The organism is Agrobacterium sp. LAD9, from assembly GCF_003031125.1.
GTDB lineage: Bacteria > Pseudomonadota > Alphaproteobacteria > Rhizobiales > Rhizobiaceae > Agrobacterium > Agrobacterium radiobacter.
In genome coordinates, this window is record NZ_PHGS01000016.1 from 263,440 (window position 1) to 280,968 (window position 17,529).

16 protein-coding genes are annotated in these 17,529 nt (G+C 60.6%); 14 read left to right on the forward strand and 2 right to left on the reverse strand.

The genetic code is table 11. The features are described from left to right. Positions 1-67 precede the first annotated feature (67 nt). Positions 68-1,969: a bifunctional sugar phosphate isomerase/epimerase/4-hydroxyphenylpyruvate dioxygenase family protein gene (locus tag DA915_RS18535; protein WP_107676919.1), complete on the forward strand. Its 1,902-nt coding sequence runs from the start codon at positions 68-70 to the stop codon at positions 1,967-1,969. 62 nt (positions 1,970-2,031) lie between these two features. Here DA915_RS18535 and DA915_RS18540 read toward each other — a convergent pair whose 3' ends face one another. Then, positions 2,032-2,334, reverse strand: coding sequence for a putative quinol monooxygenase (locus DA915_RS18540; protein WP_107676873.1), 303 nt, complete (start codon positions 2,332-2,334; stop codon positions 2,032-2,034). Between the two features lie 328 nt (positions 2,335-2,662). Here DA915_RS18540 and DA915_RS28975 point away from each other — a divergent pair, with 328 nt between their 5' ends. The 7 genes from DA915_RS28975 (at position 2,663) to DA915_RS18575 (ending at position 10,969) form a co-directional block, all read left to right on the forward strand. Beyond that, complete coding sequence (locus DA915_RS28975; RefSeq protein ID WP_192886595.1) at positions 2,663-2,800, forward strand: hypothetical protein; 138 nt, start codon at positions 2,663-2,665, stop codon at positions 2,798-2,800. Between the two features lie 141 nt (positions 2,801-2,941). Further along, the gene (locus DA915_RS18550) at positions 2,942-4,762 is read left to right on the forward strand and encodes an ABC transporter ATP-binding protein (RefSeq protein WP_107676874.1); all 1,821 of its coding nucleotides are present in this window, start codon (positions 2,942-2,944) and stop codon (positions 4,760-4,762) included. Between the two features lie 44 nt (positions 4,763-4,806). Then, on the forward strand, positions 4,807-6,342 hold the full coding sequence (locus DA915_RS18555; protein WP_003505488.1) for an ABC transporter substrate-binding protein: 1,536 nt from the start codon (positions 4,807-4,809) through the stop codon (positions 6,340-6,342). Positions 6,343-6,431: 89 nt separating this feature from the next. Beyond that, positions 6,432-7,355: an ABC transporter permease gene (locus DA915_RS18560; protein ID WP_192886597.1), complete on the forward strand. Its 924-nt coding sequence runs from the start codon at positions 6,432-6,434 to the stop codon at positions 7,353-7,355. A 6-nt stretch (positions 7,356-7,361) separates the two neighbouring features. Then, positions 7,362-8,210, forward strand: coding sequence for an ABC transporter permease (locus tag DA915_RS18565; protein WP_003505486.1), 849 nt, complete (start codon positions 7,362-7,364; stop codon positions 8,208-8,210). A gap of 5 nt (positions 8,211-8,215) precedes the next feature. Next, positions 8,216-9,949 (forward strand): M14 family metallopeptidase, encoded by a 1,734-nt coding sequence (locus DA915_RS18570; RefSeq protein WP_107676875.1) that lies wholly within the window; start codon positions 8,216-8,218, stop codon positions 9,947-9,949. Between the two features lie 195 nt (positions 9,950-10,144). Continuing rightward, on the forward strand, positions 10,145-10,969 hold the full coding sequence (locus DA915_RS18575) for an AraC family transcriptional regulator (protein WP_107676876.1): 825 nt from the start codon (positions 10,145-10,147) through the stop codon (positions 10,967-10,969). A gap of 76 nt (positions 10,970-11,045) precedes the next feature. Here the strand turns inward: DA915_RS18575 and DA915_RS18580 are convergent, their stop codons facing one another. Beyond that, positions 11,046-11,420, reverse strand: a complete 375-nt coding sequence (locus DA915_RS18580) for a hypothetical protein (protein ID WP_080867288.1) — start codon at positions 11,418-11,420, stop codon at positions 11,046-11,048. Positions 11,421-11,816: 396 nt separating this feature from the next. Between DA915_RS18580 and DA915_RS18585 the strand changes: the two genes are divergently transcribed. The 6 genes from DA915_RS18585 (at position 11,817) to DA915_RS18610 (ending at position 17,499) form a co-directional block, all read left to right on the forward strand. Then, positions 11,817-12,989, forward strand: coding sequence for an ABC transporter substrate-binding protein (locus DA915_RS18585; protein ID WP_060727298.1), 1,173 nt, complete (start codon positions 11,817-11,819; stop codon positions 12,987-12,989). Between the two features lie 89 nt (positions 12,990-13,078). Next, complete coding sequence (locus DA915_RS18590; RefSeq protein ID WP_087746786.1) at positions 13,079-13,942, forward strand: branched-chain amino acid ABC transporter permease; 864 nt, start codon at positions 13,079-13,081, stop codon at positions 13,940-13,942. A gap of 1 nt (position 13,943) precedes the next feature. Beyond that, positions 13,944-14,951: a branched-chain amino acid ABC transporter permease gene (locus DA915_RS18595; protein ID WP_107676877.1), complete on the forward strand. Its 1,008-nt coding sequence runs from the start codon at positions 13,944-13,946 to the stop codon at positions 14,949-14,951. Then, a complete protein-coding gene (locus DA915_RS18600; protein WP_107676878.1) occupies positions 14,948-15,712 on the forward strand; it encodes an ABC transporter ATP-binding protein in 765 nt (254 codons plus the stop codon). The genes DA915_RS18595 and DA915_RS18600 overlap by 4 nt, the downstream gene beginning before the upstream one ends. After that, complete coding sequence (locus DA915_RS18605) at positions 15,693-16,409, forward strand: ABC transporter ATP-binding protein (RefSeq protein ID WP_107676879.1); 717 nt, start codon at positions 15,693-15,695, stop codon at positions 16,407-16,409. The genes DA915_RS18600 and DA915_RS18605 overlap by 20 nt, the downstream gene beginning before the upstream one ends. Before the next feature lie 274 nt (positions 16,410-16,683). After that, on the forward strand, positions 16,684-17,499 hold the full coding sequence (locus tag DA915_RS18610; RefSeq protein ID WP_003505477.1) for a MurR/RpiR family transcriptional regulator: 816 nt from the start codon (positions 16,684-16,686) through the stop codon (positions 17,497-17,499). Positions 17,500-17,529 lie beyond the last annotated feature (30 nt).

Here is a 17,529-nt window from a genome sequence, read left to right on the forward strand (position 1 = left end):
ATTAGTACATAAGGCTGAAAAGGAAGGCAATATGGCGAGCTATGACACAACAGGACACGGCATGCCAATGCGCACATCCATCGCGACCGTGTCGATCAGCGGAGAGTTCCCGGAAAAACTGGCGGCCATCGCCAAGGCCGGCTTTTCCGGCGTGGAGATTTTCGAGAATGATTTCCTGACCTATGACGCCTCGCCGCGCGAGGTGAAGGCGCTGGCCGCCGATCACGGGCTGGATATCACCCTTTTCCAGCCATTCCGCGATTTCGAGGGCATGCCGGAACCACACCGCGCCCGCGCCTTCGAGAGAGCACAGCGCAAGTTCGATATCATGGGCGAACTCGGCACCGATCTGATGCTGATCTGCTCGAATGTCTCGCCGGTCTCGCTCGGCGGCATCGACCGCGCCGCCGCCGATTTCCATGAGCTTGGTGAACTGGCCGCAAAACACGGCGTGCGCGTCGGTTACGAGGCGCTGGCCTGGGGCCGCCATATCAGCGATCACCGTGATGCCTGGGAAGTGGTGCGCCGCGCCGACCACGCCAATGTCGGCATTATCCTCGACAGTTTCCACACGCTGTCGCGCAAGATCGACCCCAATTCGATCCGCTCCATTCCCGGCGACAAGATCTTCATCGTGCAGCTGGCCGATGCGCCGCTGATCGACATGGACCTGCTCTATTGGAGCCGCCATTTCCGCAACATGCCGGGCGAAGGCGATCTGCCGGTCGTGGACTTCATGCGCGCCGTCGCCGCAACCGGTTATAGCGGCCCGCTGTCGCTCGAAATCTTCAACGACCAGTTCCGCGGCGGCTCGGCCCGCCTGCTCGCCGAAGACGGTCACCGCTCGCTCATCAACCTCATGGATCAGGTGCGGCGTCTCGAACCGGATATCCGCATCGATGTGCCCGCCATGCCGGAACGGGTTGAGACGCAGGGCGTGGAGTTCGTGGAATTCACCACCGCGCCGGAAGAAAAGGCCAATCTGGAGGCCCTGCTTGCCACGCTTGGTTTTGAGAAAACCGCAAGGCACCGCAACCGCAATGTCGATCTTTATACGCAGGGTGACATCCGCATCGTCATCAATACCAGCGATGACGGCGACAGTTTCGCCGGGGCGTCCTATTCCATCCACGGCACCAATGCCTATGCCTTCGGACTGAAGGTGGATGATGCCGGGGCGGCGCTTGTCCGGGCTGAAGCGCTCGGCGCGCCCACCTTCGCCGAGCCGCGCAAATCAGGCGAAGTCGCCGTTCCCGCCATTCAGGGTGTGGGCAACGGCGTCATCTATTTCCTTGATGCTTCGCCGGCGCTCGCCTCCATCTGGGACAAGGAATTCGTCTCCACGGGCGCCCCGGAAGGGGAAGGCGATGCCGGGTTAAAGCGCATCGATCATCTCGCGCAAACAACGCATTATGATGAAATGCTGACCTGGCTTCTGTTTTACACCTCGCTGTTTTCCACCCGCCGCACGCCGATGGTCGATGTGGTCGATCCGGGCGGGCTGGTACGCAGCCAGGCCATCGAAAGCGTTCCCTCGCCGCATTTCCGCCTGACCATGAACGGCGCGGACAATCGCAAGACCTTCGCCGGCAAATTTCTGGCCGAAGGTTTCGGCACCAGTATCCAGCACATCGCCTTCGCCACCGACGATATTTTCGCGACGGCAAAGGCGATGCAGGCACGCGGTTTCCACGCCCTGCCGATCTCGCGCAATTATTACGACGATCTGGAAGCCCGTTTCGGGCTGGAGCCGGAGTTTTCCGATGCGCTGCGGGCCGCGAGCATTCTTTATGACCGCGACGACAATGGCGAATATTTCCAGATTTACAGCCGCACCTTCGGCGAGGGTTTCTTCTTCGAAATCATCGAAAGGCGTGGGGCCTATGGCGGTTATGGCGCGATGAACGCACCCTTCCGCATCGCCGCGCAACGGCGGCTTGCGCCTCCGGTCGGCATGCCGAAGGAATAAGCTCGGCACCGAAATCCGATCAGGCCGCAGCCGGCAGGAACGCCGCTGCGGCCTGATCTCATTCACGCCAGTGTCATTATCTCGTAGTCGCGTGGAATGGCGGAAGTCACTGTGAACCACTCCGACGCCCGCGTCCGCTGCTGATGAAAATCAAAGGCGGCACGATCGGCAAAAAGCTCCTCCACCTCCCAGATCAGGGGATCGTCTGTCTCGGACACCTCAAAGGAAATACAGCCGGGTTCCGCTCTAGTCAGGCGAAGATGTTCGGGAAGATGACGCCGGACGAGTTCAACATCATCCGTGGACAAGCACCGTAGAAAACCCCTCAGCCTGACTGCGCCTGCCTTATTGTTCATGCCCGGCATTCCATTCTCCGTTGCTCTTCATCCATTTTATCAGCAGCGCCCCGCCTGTCACGACCGGCCAGGACAGCGCGCGAATACCGCCACGCGTCCCCAGCTTTGCAAGCTCACTATAAATTTATCCGCCTGACTGCGCCTGGCCAGACGGTTTTTAGCGACAATAATCGTGGAATACACGCATCATTGCGAAGCATTCTTCAGGAACCCGCGCTCAAAATCGGTGCAGCTGCGCATTTGTAGAGCAGTACACAAAAATTGTTCAACACTCTGGACATGATTGTTCGGTTTTGTTAGCTTTTTCGGCAAAACAAGGGTGGGGAATTAGAGTTACATGCACATCGTCGAATCTGCGGCCGACGCAAATCATCCGGCCGGCACCGATGAGGTTGCCTGCGGCGCTTCGGTGACATCGAATGTGCCGCGTCTGCGGGCGACGGCGAATGCGCATTCCGCCGACAAAACGGCCTGAAGACATGCAGTTCTTCGCGACCTCCCCGTCCTTGCCCATGGCGTCGCCCAGCACGCGCCTGCCCGAGACATTTTCCCCTTCCCCATTTTCAGATGGCCGCGCCCGCTTTGCCGCGTCGTGCACCACACCGGAGACGCTGACATGACTGCCGCACACGCAAACGCCCTCCTCTCGGTCGAAGGCCTGAGCGTCGAGTTCGGCAATAGCCGCGTCGTGGACGATATCTCCTTCAACGTGAAGCCCGGCCGGACGGTCGCGGTCGTCGGCGAATCCGGATCGGGAAAATCGGTCACTTCGCTTTCCACCATGCGCCTTGCGGACATGATGGGCGCGACCTACCCCACCGGCAAAATCCTGTTTGAAGGCAGGGACTTGCTGAAGGCTTCGCAGAAAGAGATGCGCTCGATCCGCGGCAAGGAGATCGCCATGATCTTCCAGGAGCCGATGACCTCGCTCAACCCCGTCTTCACCATCGGCGACCAGATCTGCGAAGTGCTTGTCCTGCACGAAAAGATGGGTAAACAGGCGGCGCTGGCGGAAGCACAGAAGCTGCTCGAAATGGTGCGCCTGCCCGATGCGGCCGAGCTTCTGAAACGGTATCCGCACCAGCTTTCCGGCGGCATGCGCCAGCGCGTGATGATCGCCATGGCGCTCGCCTGCCGGCCGAAGCTTCTGATCGCCGACGAGCCGACCACGGCGCTCGACGTCACCATTCAGGCGCAGATCCTCAACATCATGCGCGACCTGCAGAAGAAGCTCGGCATGGGCATGGTCTTCATCACCCATGATATGGGCGTGGTGGCGGAAATGGCCGATGACGTCGTCGTCATGTGGAAGGGCAAGAAGGTCGAGGAAGGCCCGGTCAAGGATATCTTCGCCAATCCGCAGCATCCCTATACGCGCGCCCTGCTTTCCGCCGTTCCGCGCCTCGGCAGCATGGAAGGCGAAGAGTTTCCGAAGCGCCTGCCGCTTACCGTGCTGCAGGATGGCCAGCCGGTCGTGATCGGCGAGGAGCGCGTGCAAAACACCGCGAAATATGACGCCAAGCCGCTGCTGTCGGTGAAGGACCTGTTCGTGCGTTTCGATATCCGCAAGAACCTGTTCGGCAAGGCGACCCACCGTTGCAGCGCCGTGCAGAAGGTGAGCTTTGATATTCATGCCGGCGAAACGCTGGCGCTGGTCGGCGAATCCGGTTCCGGCAAATCCACCATCGGCCGCACCATCCAGCAGCTGCAGACGGCCATATCAGGCGAAATTGCCTTCAATGGCCGCAGCTATTCGCAGATGTCGGCGGCGGAGCGCTTCCGCATGCGCCAGGAAGTGCAATATATCTTCCAGGATCCCTTCGCCTCGCTCGATCCGCGCAAGACGGTCGGTTTTTCGATTGCCGAGCCGATCAACACCCACGGTTTGATCAACGATCAGAAGGCCGTACGGCGGCGGGTGGATGAGTTGCTGGAACGCGTGGGGCTCAGCTCCGAACATGCCGCCCGGTATCCGCACGAGTTTTCCGGCGGCCAGCGCCAGCGTGTCTGCATTGCCCGTGCGCTGGCTTCCGATCCGAAGCTCATCATCGCAGACGAGGCGCTGTCGGCGCTCGACGTCTCCATCCAGGCGCAGATCATCAATCTGTTCATGGACCTTCAGGCCGAACGGGGCCTCGCCTATCTCTTCATCAGCCACGACATGGCTGTCGTGGAAAAGATGAGCCACCGTGTCGCCGTGCTTTATCTCGGCCAGATCATGGAAATGGGCAGCCGTCGGCAGGTCTTCGAAACGCCGACGCATGATTATACCCGCCGCCTGCTTTCGGCCGTGCCGGTCGCCGATCCGACCATCGAGCGTCGCATCGCCATGATCGAGGGCGAAATACCCAATCCCGTGCGCCGTGTCGGCGACGAGCCGGCCATTCTCGCCCATGAGGAAATCAATCCGGGCCACTTCATCGCGAAGAGCGCCTGAATAACAACTAGAACCGCAACAACCATCTGAAGAGGAACAGGTAGATGACAATAATCAAGAAGGGGATGACGACAACGTTCGTCGCACTTGCCATGGCCGCCACGGCCTTTACCGCCGCACCGGCTCTTGCCGCCGGCAAGATGACCATTTCCAGCCCGCAGGATCCGGGCAGCTGGGATCCAATCGACACCTTCCTCGTGCAATGGGCGGCTGTCGCCACCAACATCTTCGACGGCCTGACCTATCGCGGCCCGGACCTGAAGGTTGTGCCCGGCCTTGCCGAATCCTGGGAAGAGCTGGATGAAGGCAAGCGCATCCGCTTCAAGCTGCGCCAGAACGTCAAGTTCCACAATGGCGAGCCCTTCAACGCCGCCGCCGTCAAGTTCACCTTCGAGCGCCTTCTCGGCGAACAGGGTGCCAAGGGCCCGCAGCGCTCCAACTATGTCGCCATCGAAAGTGTCGATGTCATCGACGACTACACCGTCGACATGAAGCTGAAGGCGCCCGATCCGGTGCTGCTGACCAAGCTTGCCGGTTATGGCGGCATGATCGTTCCGCCTGCCTATATCAAGGAAAAGGGCGAGGACAATTTCAACCTCAACCCTGTCGGCACCGGTGCGTTCAAATTCGTTTCCTACGCGCCGAAGACCAACATCAAGCTGGAAGCCAACCCGGATTACTGGGGCGGTGCGCCAAAGCTTTCCGAACTGGAATACCGCTTCATCGCCGAGCCGGCGACCGCCGTTGCCGAACTGCAGGCCGGCCGCGTCGATCTCGTCATTCCGCCCACCATCCCGATCGGCATGATCCCGGTTATCGAGGGCGATTCCAAGCTTGAAATCGTCAGCGTGCCCGGCCCGACGGTCGATGCGCTGCGTTTCAACACCCGTGACGGCATCACCGCCGATCCGAAGGTGCGCAAGGCCATCATCATGGCCGTCGACCGCGGCACCATCGTCAAGTCGATCCTTGCCGGCCAGGCATCGGAGATCGCGAGCTTCCAGAGCGCGCTGTCCTTCGGTTACGATCCGGAGCTGAAGCCGCTGCCTTACGATCCCGAAGGTGCGAAAAAGCTGCTCGCGGAAGCCGGCGTCAAGCCGGGTGCTGCGCTGCAGATCGATATCCGCGGCAATGACGCGACGATGAACGAGGTGGCGCAGGTCATTTCCAGCTACCTCTCCATGGTCGGCGTCACCGCCACCATCAAGCCCTATGAAACCAACGTGCTGCTGAACGACATCATCCCGCAGGGCAAGACCGGCGCGATGTTCCAGCAGAAATGGGGCGGCTGGACCTTCGATTACGATAACACGGCCTATTCCATGTACCACTCGGGTGAAAAGTGGAACCCCTATGACAAGGACGAGAAGCTGGACAAGCTGCTGGAATCCCAGCGTCCGCTGACCGACCGTGCCGAGCGCGAAAAAATCCTCAAGGAAATCGGCAGCTATACCGCCGAACGCGCGCTGGAAATCCCGCTTTACAACACCAATGCCATTTACGGCATCAACAAGCGGGTCAAGGGTTTCGTCGCGCCGCCGGATAACCGCCTGAAGCTTACCGACGTGACCGTCGAATAAGCGGGTTGATCCTCTGACACGCCGCCTTGTCCGCCTCTCGCGGGCAAGGCGGGATTTCTCTTCCCCCGTTTCCTCGCAAGGTAAAAAACGTGGCCGGTTTCCTCATCAAGCGATTGCTACAGGCGATTTTTGTCGTCATAGCCATCACCCTTCTCGTTTCTTTCGCCATTCGCCTTACCGGCGATCCGGCTGTCACCATGTTCCAGGGCGGCGGTAGCATGACGGAAGACGATCTGGCGCGCATCCGCGCGGCGCTGGGCACCGACCGGCCGTTCTTCGTGCAATATTTCAGCTTCCTGAAGGGTCTCGTGACGCTCGATTTCGGCCGCAGCTTCACCGGCAGCACACCGGTCTCGCGCCTGATTGCCGATGCCCTGCCCGCCACGCTTTTGCTCGCCTTCATCTCCATGGCGGTGTCCATCGCGCTTTCCATCCCGCTCGGCATCAAAGCGGCGATCTCGCGCGGCAAGACGGCCGATCAGGTGATCCGCATCTTCTCGCTCGTCGGCCTGTCCTTCCCGAATTTCTGGCTGGCCACCATGCTGGTGCTGCTGTTCTCCATCACGCTCGGCTGGCTGCCGCCAAGCGGCATGGGCGGCTTTGCAAGCTACATCATGCCATCAGTCACCATGGGCGTGATCCTGACAGCCACCAATGTGCGTCTGGTGCGCACGGCCATGCTCGATACGCTGCGCTCGCAATATGTCATGGTGGCGCGCGCCAAGGGTCTGAGCGAAAGCAAGGTTCTCTACAAACACGCGCTGCGCAACTGCGCCATTCCGCTCATCACCTATTTCGGCCTGCAATTCGGCGGGCTTCTCGGCGGTATCGTCGTCATTGAGCGTGTCTTCAACTGGCCGGGCCTCGGCACGCTTGCCTTCGATGCGGTGGGCGCGCGCGATTATCCCGTGCTTCAGGCCGTCATCACCGTGCTGTCGCTGATGATCGTCGGCATCAACCTTCTGGTCGATATCGCCTATGGGCTTGTCGATCCGCGCATCCGCACGGAGTAAGTGACGATGGCTGCCAAAACCTCGCGCCTGTCGCGCTTCACCAATCTCGAATTCATCCTCGGTGCGTCGCTCACGGCAGTCATCTGCCTTGCGGTCGTGTTTTCCGACGTGCTGTTTCCCGGCGGCGCGGACAAGATCGACCTGATGGCGCGCCTTGCGAAACCCTTTGCCAACGCCGCCCATCCGCTCGGCACCGATCCGCTCGGCCGTGACGTGCTTGCCCGTGTCGTCGCCGGCGGCAAGATCTCGCTGCTGGTCGGCTTCACCTCGGTCATCGGCGCGGTCATCTTCGGCGTCGCGGTCGGGCTGGTCGCCGGTTATTATCGCGGTTTCTGGGATATGCTGGTCATGCGCTTTGCCGATATCCAGCTCGCCATGCCCTTCATTCTGCTTGCCATCACCTTCATCGCCATTGTCGGCGGCAGCCTCACCAACACCATCATCCTCCTGATCGTCTCGCAATGGGTGCAATATGCCCGTCTCGTGCGCGGCTCGGTGCTGACGCTGCGGGAGCGGGAATTCATTCTCTCCGCCCGCGCCATCGGCGTGAAGGACTGGCGCATCATTCTCCAGCACCTGCTGCCGAACCTTATCGGCCCTGTCATCGTGCTGATGACGCTCAATGTCGCCAACAATATCCTCTTGGAAAGCAGCCTCACCTTCCTCGGCCTCGGCGTCGATCCGACAATTCCGAGTTGGGGCGGCATGCTGGCGGATGGCCGCACCTATCTGCAGACGGCATGGTGGGTCAGCGTTTTCCCCGGCCTCGCCATTCTGCTCACCGTGCTTGGCCTCAACCTTCTCGGCGACTGGCTGCGCGACAGCCTCGATCCCACCGGCAGAACCTCGAGGTAACAACGATGAGCCAGATTTTCGACCAGACCTTCGAGCGCACTCTGGATGCTCTCGTCGCCACTGCCGAGCCCGGCCAGTCCTTCGAAGCATGGACCTTCGATGACGCCAAAAGCCGTCGCGATGCCGAAAACAGGCTGAAGAAAAAAGGCGTCAGCGCCCGCATCCGAAGCGCCTACAAGCCGCTCCTCTTCACCTTTCTGGAAGAGATCAATCTGGATGGCGTCGACACCATCGAGGTGCGTTACCCGGTGCATGCCAATGCACCGGCCAACCGCTTCCGACTGGAAGCCTATCCGCTGGCGGCTCTGGTGGGCGATACGAAGATCGACTTCATCGCCCGCGAGGACGACGGGTTCCATTATGATGTTACGCTGAGCCGCAACGGCAAGAAGGAAACCCTGAAGGTTCTGGCCCCAAACCGGGTTCACACCGATATCGTCGGCGAAACCAATGTCTCGCCAACCGGCTGGTTCCGGCTTGCGGGCGACACGGCCGGCAAGCGGCTGGAAACGGATTACGAGCGGCTTTTCGAAGCGGCGATCAATGCCGTCGCCAACCACGGCTGGGGCGATGAAGAACCCTATTTCGAAGAGCTGAACATCCGTGTCGCGCATCCGGCCGAAGATCTGGCGCTTTCCGTCGGCGATGAGGTCATCAGCCTGCGTGAAGCGCTGCATGAGGATTTCTATTTCTCGCTGCTGGAATTCTTCCAGAAAAAGTCCGGCCGGCCGCTGGGTGACCGGGGCCTGAAGCCCGGCCAGATCGTACCGGAAATCGTGAAAAGCCCGGGCGAAATCTCCCTCCGTATCGAGACCCGCGCGCTCACCACCGCCTTCCTCGATGACGGCGAGCAGCGGATCGATGAAGCCCGCGAACCGGTCGCCGCAGGCCAGCTCGCGACGCTACTGACAGAGATCGGCGGCGAGGCCTTCGAGGCCCGCTCCCGCTCCGGTCGCATTCTTGCCGCCCGTTACGTGGCAGGCAGCGATGCCGCCGTCATGATCAGCGGCGGTCAGCACCCCAACGAGACGACAGGCATCGTTGGCGCCATCCGCGCCGCCCGTAGGCTCGCGGAGCGCAAGGGCGCGCATTTCACCATTTCGCCGCTGGAAAACCCCGACGGTTACGCCCTGCACCAGCGCCTGCGCGTCGATAATCCGCGCCACATGCACCACGCCGCACGCTACACGGCGCTTGGCGATGATCTCGAATATCGCACGCTGGAAAATTCCGGCAGGCATATCAACGAGAAGGAAATCCGCTTCAAGGCGCAGGAGATGAGCGGCGCCAGCCTGCATGTGAACCTGCACGGTTATCCCTCGCATGAATGGACCCGGCCACTATCAGGTTATGTGCCGCGCAATTTCGCCATGTGGACGCTGCCGAAGGGCTTCTTCCTCATCATCCGCCACCATGCGGACTGGGAAAGCCAGGCGGAGGCCCTGCTCGACCGGGTGACCCGCCATCTTGGCGCCATTCCCGGCCTGCTCGATTACAACAACCGCCAGATCGCACTTTACGAGACCCATGCCGGCGAAACCGGTTTCCGCATCATCAACGGCTTTCCGTGCCTGTCCTCCATCGACGACCGCCACACCGTGCCGATGACGCTGATCACCGAATATCCCGATGAAACGATCTATGGCGACGATTTCATCACCGGCCACACGGCACAGATGGAAACGGTTCTCTCCGCCTATGAGGCGTGGCAGGAGATTCTGTCGCCGCAAGTCGCCTGATATCGCGCTCGGAAACGACCAGGCTGGCGCGCCCGCCTTTGGGCGCGCTGTCAGCCCGGCGAATCTGTGAAAAGACGCAACATTCGACAAACCGTCTCCTGTAAGATCGGGCTCACACGCGACAACAAGTCAAACCCGATCAAGCGTTGAGCGGAGCGGTTTTGCATGATGCGGGCGTGAACCACAGGAGACCCCATGCCCGCTCTGGACAAGCTTATCTGGCAGATCGAAAGCGACCTGCATAAAAACCTGACATTGACGGTCCTGTCTGACCGCTGCGCGATCAGCACACATCACATGTGCCGGTTGTTCCAGCTTTCCACCGGCCTGTCGATCATGTCCTATGTCCGGGCGCGCCGGCTTTCCGAGGCGGCCAGAACCATCGCGCAGTGCGATGCTGACATCCTCACCGTCGCGCTTGGTGCGGGATACGGGTCCCATGAGGCGTTCACACGAGCCTTTGCGAATTATTTCAACACATTACCGAGCATTGTTCGCAAGGCCCGATCAACCTCATCCCTTGATCTCATGGAGCCAATCACAATGAAGAAAGACATGTTCATCGACCTCCAGCCGCCGGAAATTCGCCGCGCCGACGCCTTTATGGTGGTCGGCCTCAGCACCGCCTGCTCACTGGAGAACAACGGCGCCATTCCAGCGCTGTGGCAGGCCTTCAACCTTCGCGAAAGCGAAGTCGAGGCAGCCGTGGCCGGAGCCGCTTACGGCGTCTGCAGCGTTGCCGACGCCGCCGGCAACTGCAAATATCTTGCCGGCGTGAAGGCGCTCAGGAAAACACCGGGCATGGACCATATCGAGGTGCCCGCGCAATCCTATACGGTTTTTGTCCATAACGGCCACGTCTCGGATCTTCCGAGAACAGCCTATACGATCTGGAACAAGGCGCTGCCCGATGCCGGGCTGAAGACCGCGCCCTCTCCCGATTTCGAGCTTTATGACCGGCGCTTCGATCCGCAGACCGGGCGGGGAATCGTCGAAATCTGGGTTCCAGTCATCGCCTGAAGCACGGACACATGAAAGCGTATGCTCCAGCCGGGCGCTGGGGCATACGTTCAACAAAAAACAGAATGAGGCTGCCCTATTTCGCCGTCATGGCGGCGGCAGGCTTCTGGTCCCGCTGCTTCTTCAACAGCTTTTTGCCCCTGTCGAGAATATGCAGGTTCGCGGCATCCAGCTTGTTATAGGCCGCCTGAATGATATCGATATCGGCGACGTGCCCGATCGCGGCAAGCTTGTACATGACGTCTCCGACGGCGACGTCGATGGTCGGCGCGGATGTGGACGCGGCGCCCTTTACGGCGGCCTGCATGTCGTCCACGCTTCCGCCCATGGCCTGATAGAGCGTGAGCGCCTTGCGCAGGAACGCCTCACGACGCTCGATCCTGTTGTTGAGCATCTTATCTCCAGCGCGATTCCGCATCAGCTCAACAGCTTTATTTTGATATTCGCCCATCAAGACACCAAATAAAGATCCAAAATATGCTTCGCGAGACTACGAACAATCCCCTTAGAACTGGTTAAGGCATTGGTTTCGTCTTCACATTCTCACTATCCCGTGTTGAGTTTGCGCGAAACTGTTCTCACCCCAAAATACGGCCTTCGGGCTGTTGCAGTGCCTGCCGTCATTCAGGCCCCGAGCCAGCATGACGGCAGCAGCGGATGCGAAGGCAAGGAACCCTCAAATCGCGTTACATGGCGACGCATCCGCAGACGGAACGATAAACTGCGCCATTGATAACCGTCAGGTTATCTATTACCCCCCTTATTTCATTTTACTTTGGCCATCTCAGTCATCAATCTGACAGCTTGGATCGGTGGATGGGAGCCACGGATCAATTGGGAGGAAGTTATGAAACTACGGATCACCGCCGCCATCGCGGCCATTTGTTTTAGTTCCGTTGCCTATGCCGATACGATCAAGGTGGGCGTGGTCGGTCCGTTCTCCGGCCCCTTCGCGCTGCAGGGCAAGAACTTCAAGGCCGGCATAGACGCCTGGTTTGCGCTTCACGGCAACAAGATCGGCAACGACACGGTCGAAGTCGTTTATCGCGATGTGCCGCAGGCCGATCCGGCGCAGTCCAAGGCGCTGGCGCAGGAACTGGTGGTCAAGGAAGGCGTGCAATATCTCGCCGGCTTCTATTTCACCCCCGACGCCATGGCCGTTACGCCGCTTCTGAAGCAGGGCAATGTGCCGATGGTCATCATGAATGCCGCGACATCGGCCATCGTGACCAAGAGCCCCTATGTGGTGCGCACTTCATTTACCACCTGGCAGACCTCCACCCCCATCGCCAAAGTGGCGTTTGATGGCGGCGTGAAGAAGGTCATTTCGCTGGTCAGCGATTACGGCCCGGGCGTCGATGCCGAAAATGCCTTCAAGGCCGCCTTTACGGCCGCTGGCGGCGAGGTGGTGGAAACCATCCGCATGCCGCTTTCCACCAATGATTTCAGCCCGATCATGCAGCGCGTGAAGGATTCCGGCGCTCAAGGCGTCTTCGCTTTCCTGCCGTCTGGCCCGACGACGCTCGGTTTCGTCAAGGCCTTCAACGATAACGGCCTGAAATCTTCAGGCGTCAAGCTCTTCGCACCGGGTGATCTGACGCAGGAATCCGACCTGCCGGCGCTTGGCGAAGCCGCACTCGGCATGCAGACGACGTTCCATTACGCCGTCTCGCATGATTCGCCTGAAAACAAGACCTTCGTGGAAGCCGCCACCAAGGCGATCGGCAATCCGAAGGAACTGTCCTTCCCTTCCGTCGGCGCCTTTGACGGCATGTATGTCATCAGCAAGATGATCGAGGCCACCGGCGGCAAACAGGATGCGGAAAAGGCTGTCGATGCGGTGAAAGGTCTTTCCTGGACAAGCCCGCGCGGCCCTGTCAGCATCGATCCGGAAAGCCGCCACATCACGCAGAACATCTATCTGCGCGAAGTGGCGAAGGCCGATGACGGCGCCTATTACAACAAGGAAGTCCAGACCTTCGAAAAACAGGGCGATCCGGGCCTCGCCGCCGCGAAGTAAAGGACAGCTTTGACGACGTTGTCGGGCCGCCAATAGCGGCCCGTCTCCGGCCCGGATGGGCATTGCAGCACCGGGAGGAGTTTTTCAACATGCAGACGGTCTTCAGCATCCTCATCGATGCGCTTGCCTATGGCATGGTCCTGTTCATCATCTCCATCGGCCTCTCGGTCACGATGGGGTTGATGCGGGTGGTCAATCTGGCGCATGGCGCCTTCGCCATGATCGGCGGTTATCTCGCCTCTTATGCCGCCCACGGCCTCGGTCTCGGTTATGCCGTGGCGATCATCGTCGCCATTGTCGGCACCATCGTCATCGCCATTCCGCTCGAACGTTTCCTCTACCGCCGCATCTATGGCGCGCCGGAGCTGACACAGGTGCTGATGACCATAGGCATCACCTTCTGCATCATCGGTATCGCCAATTTCGTTTTCGGCCCGACGCTGAAGACCATCCCGCTGCCGCAGCAGCTGGCCGGCCCCACCGATCTCGGTTTCCGCACCATTGCCACGCACCGTATCTTCGCCATTGCCTGTGGGCTGGCCGTGGCGGGCGCATTGTGGTTCACCTTCGAAAAGACCGCCTTCGGCATCAAGCTGCGCGCGGCCGTCGATAATGCCGCCATGGCGGCCGCACTCGGCGTGCGCACCGAAATCATCTATGCCGTCAGCTTCGCCATCGCCGTCGGCCTTGCCGCCATGGGCGGTGTCATCGGTGCGGAACTGCTGCCGGTCGAACCCTATTATGCGCTGCGCTACATGGTCACCTTCCTGGTGGTGGTCTCGGTCGGCGGTGCGGGCTCCATTCCCGGCGCACTGATCGCCTGTCTGCTGCTCGGCGCGATCGATACGACCGGACGGTATCTTGCCCCCGAATATGGCGAATTCTTCTTTTACCTGGCGGTCATCGTGATCATCACGCTGTTCCCGCGCGGCCTTCTCGGAAGGGCGAAATGAGATGGCGGTGCTCATGAACGACGTGACTGAAACGGCAGAAATCCCGAAGACGCGTTCGCCGCTGCGCGCGCTCGCAGGGCCGCTCCTCATCATTGCCGCCGCTGTCGTCGGTTATTATCTGTTTCCGGATAATCTGGCGCTTCTGACCCGTATCATCGCCATTGCGCTTCTGGTGCTGTCGATCGATCTCGTCACCGGCTATTGCGGTGTCGCGACACTTGGCCATGCCGCGCTCTTCGGCGCGGGCGCCTATGCCGCCGGCATTGCCGCCGCCCATTTCGAGATCACCGATCCGCTGCTGATGACCGCCATCGGCGCGGCGGCGGGCGGTGTGGCCGGGCTGGTCTCCGGCACCGTTCTGCTGCGCGCCCACGGCCTGCCGCAGCTCGTTCTCTCCATCGCCGTCATCCACCTGTTCCACGAGGCCGCCAACAAGGCATCCGGCTGGACCGGCGGCAGCGACGGGCTATCGGGCGTCTCCCCCGACGCCCTGTTCGGCACTTTCGAATTCGATCTTTTCGGCCGCACCGCCTATATCTATGGCGTCTGTCTGCTGCTCCTCGTCTTCCTCGCCCTCAAGGTGGTGGTCAATTCGCCCTTCGGCATGTTGTGCCGCGGCGTCAAGCAGGACAGCATCCGCATCCAGGCCATGGGCGGTTCGGTCAACGGCACTATTTTGAAGATGTTCGTCATATCAGGCATCGTGGCAGGCATTGGCGGCGCGCTGAACGCCATCTCCACCCAGGTCGTCGGTCTCGACAGCCTCAGCTTCACACTCTCTGCCGAAGGGCTGGTCATGCTGGTGCTCGGCGGCGCGGGCTCGCTTTACGGCGCGCTGATCGGCACCGTCACCTTCATGTGGTTCGAGGATGTGGTTTCCGCCGCCAATCCGTTCCACTGGCTCACCATTGTCGGCCTGCTGCTGATCGCCGTCGTGCTTTTTGCGCCGCGCGGGCTTTATGGCGCGGGTGAACAGATCATCACACGCCTGCTGGGAGGTCGCAAATGAGCGCCATTTTCGAAGTCTCCGGCCTGCAGAAGAATTTCGGCGGCCTCGTCGTCACCAATAATGTGTCGCTGTCGCTTTCGCCGGGGGACCGCACGGTGCTGATCGGCCCCAATGGCGCCGGCAAGACAACCTTCGTCAATCTCGTCACCGGCAACCTCAAGCCCTCGGCCGGCACAGTACGCATCGCCGGTGAGGACGTGACCGGCCTCAGTTCCAGCCAGCGGGTGAAGCGCGGCCTCGTCCGTTCCTTCCAGGTCACCCGGCTGTTTCAGGACATGACGCCGGAGGAACATGTGGCCCTCGCTATTCTCCAGCGTGAAGGCAAGACGGGCCGGATCTTCGGCCGATACCGCGCCATGCCCTCGGTGATGAGCGAAGCACGTGACATTCTCGGCACGCTGGGCCTCCTTGGCCTTGCCGAAACCCGGGTTCGCGAAATCGCCTATGGTCAGCAGCGGCTGATCGAGATCGCGCTCGCCATGGCGCTCCGCCCGAAAATCCTGCTGCTGGACGAACCGGCCGCCGGCGTGCCTTCCACGGAAACGGCGCGCATCGAACAGGCGCTCGACCGGCTGCCGGCCGACCTCGCCATCCTGATGATCGAACACGACATGGATCTGGTCTTCCGTTTCGCCAAACGTGTGGTGGTGCTCGCCGCAGGCGCGGTGATCTTCGACGGTTCGCCTGAAGACGTCACCAGCAATGCGGAAGTCCGCCAAGCCTATCTGGGAAGTTACGCCGATGCCCGCAGCGCCGCTTGAAATCACCAACCTCACCGCCGGTTACGGCCCGACAAGGGTCATCGAGGGCCTGTCGCTTTCCGTGCCATCGGGCTCGCGTTTTGCCGTACTGGGCCGCAACGGCGTAGGCAAGACCAGCCTCTTCGCCACGCTGGCCGGCCAGACGAAACGATTTGCAGGCGACATCCGCCTCGGCGGACAGGACATCGCCACCCTGCCGAGCGCTGCCCGCGCCAAAGCCGGTCTCGGTTACGTGCCGCAGACGCGGGATGTCTTCCCCACACTGACCGTTGAGGAAAACCTCTTCGTCGGCCTCAAAGGCAGGTCGAAATCGGCCATCGAGGAAGCCTACACGCTGTTTCCACGCCTGAAGGAGCGCCGCCGCAATCTCGGCTCGCAACTTTCCGGCGGCGAGCAGCAGATGCTCTCCACCGCACGCACCATTCTCGGCCAGCCGCGCGTGCTGCTGCTCGATGAACCACTCGAAGGCCTCGCCCCCGTCATCTGCGAAGAACTGATGGCGGCCTTCTCAAAACTCGCCCAATCCGGCGAAATGACCATTCTTCTTGTCGAACAGCGTATCCAGATGGCCATCGACTTCGCCGACCACGCCATCATCATGGAACGCGGACGCATCGTCTGGGAAGGGCCATCCAGCGAACTGGTGGAGAACCCTGGTATTATCGATACGCATCTTGGGGTTGGCGGGTTGCACTAACCCAACGCATCGCCGTTGCGCGTTCATATATACAATCTCCGTCATACCGGCCTTGAGCCGGTATCCAGCCACCCCAAGTCCTTGGGGTGAAAAGACTCTTCGCGTCGCGCAGACGCGCGCCGGCTGGATTCCGGCTCAAGGCCGGAATGACGGACGCTGACCGATCACACAAAGCGCCCACCGCCCATTTCCCCGCCCCTTAAAAAACCCAATGGAATAAAAATTCCACTGCAGTTAAAGTGCACACGATTTCAGTCTGCACAAAGGAACGACAATGACGGCAATCGAGGCGCCAGACTCCGTAAAGGCTTTTGAGGAGCGGCTGCTCCAGGTCGCGGAGGGTTTGCCGAAACGATTGCGGCAATGCGCCGATTATGTCGCTTCCAATCAGGATCGCATCGCCGTTTCCACCGTCGCCGAAATGGCCGAAGGCGCCGGCGTGCAGCCTTCAGCCTTCATGCGCTTCTGCCAGATCATGGGTTTTTCCGGTTTTTCGGAAATGCAGCGCCTGTTCCGTGATTCCTATGTCGGCGGCTGGCCGGATTATGCCACGCGGCTCGACCATCTGCGTGAGAAAGGCGATGAAAGCGCCTCCGGCCTGCTTGCGGAATTCGTAGAGGCCGGCCGTTCCTCTTTGGAAATGCTGCTGAAATCGGTCGATACGCGGCAGCTTGACGAGGCGGTTGCAGCGCTGGCAAAGGCGCGCACCGTGCATATCATCGGTTTGCGGCGCTCTTTCCCCATCGCCAGCTATCTGGCCTACGCCTTTGAGAAGATGAAGGTGCCGGCGGTTCTGCACAGCGCCGTCGGCGGGCTTGGCAATATCAGCGCCATTTCCCGCGACGACGCCCTGATCGCGATCACCTTTTCCCCCTATTCCGCGGAAACGCTGGAACTGGCGGAGAACGCCCGCGCCAACGGCATTCCGGTCGTGGCGCTTTCGGATTCCGCCGTCAATCCGCTCCGGAAGTCGGGCGCAACGCTGCTGACCGTCACGGAGATCGATTTCGGCGCGTTCCGCTCGCTTTCCGCCACGCTCTGTCTCGCCATCACGCTGGCGGTTGCTGTGGGAACACGCAAGACGGCCTGAATATTTTTATTGAAAACGGGAAAAATAGAA